Source organism: Paraburkholderia sediminicola (assembly GCF_046026895.1).
Classification (GTDB): Bacteria; Pseudomonadota; Gammaproteobacteria; order Burkholderiales; family Burkholderiaceae; genus Paraburkholderia; species Paraburkholderia sediminicola_C.
Genome location: NZ_JAQQEU010000282.1, coordinates 1 through 508 on the forward strand (window position 1 = coordinate 1; position 508 = coordinate 508).

General features: G+C 57.9%; 1 protein-coding gene. It reads right to left on the reverse strand.

From position 1 onward, the window contains the following. Nucleotides 1–508 (reverse strand): IS256 family transposase (locus tag PQR02_RS40770; RefSeq protein WP_408243445.1); only part of this gene is annotated, 508 nt, incomplete at both ends.

Sequence of the window (508 nt, forward strand, 5' to 3'; positions counted from 1 at the left end):
CCTCATCGGTCGGGAACGAGCTGCGGGTCTTGATCACCTTGCGCAGGCTCATGTTGATCGATTCTATGGCATTCGTGGTGTAAATCACCTTCCTGATCTCCGGTGGGTAATCGAAGAACGGAATCACACGTGCCCAGTTGCGTCGCCAGCTCTGTCCGATGGACGGATAGTCCTTGTCCCACCTGGCCTCGAAGGCGCCCAGCATCTGTTCGGCCAGTTCGACGGTCGATGAAGTGTAAATCGTCTTCAGGTCGGCGGCGACTTCCTGCTGCATTTTCCACGGCACGAAGTTCAGACTGTTGCGCACCATATGCACGATGCACAGTTGCACGGCCGCTTTTGGGTAGACCGCTTCAATGGCTTCAGGAAAGCCTTTAAGCCCGTCGACGCAGGCGATAAAGATGTCCTGCACGCCGCGCGTCTTCAGCTCAGTGACCACCTGCAGCCAGAACTTGGCCCCCTCGGTCTGGGCGATCCACAGTCCCAGGACTTCCTTGTGGCCGGCCAT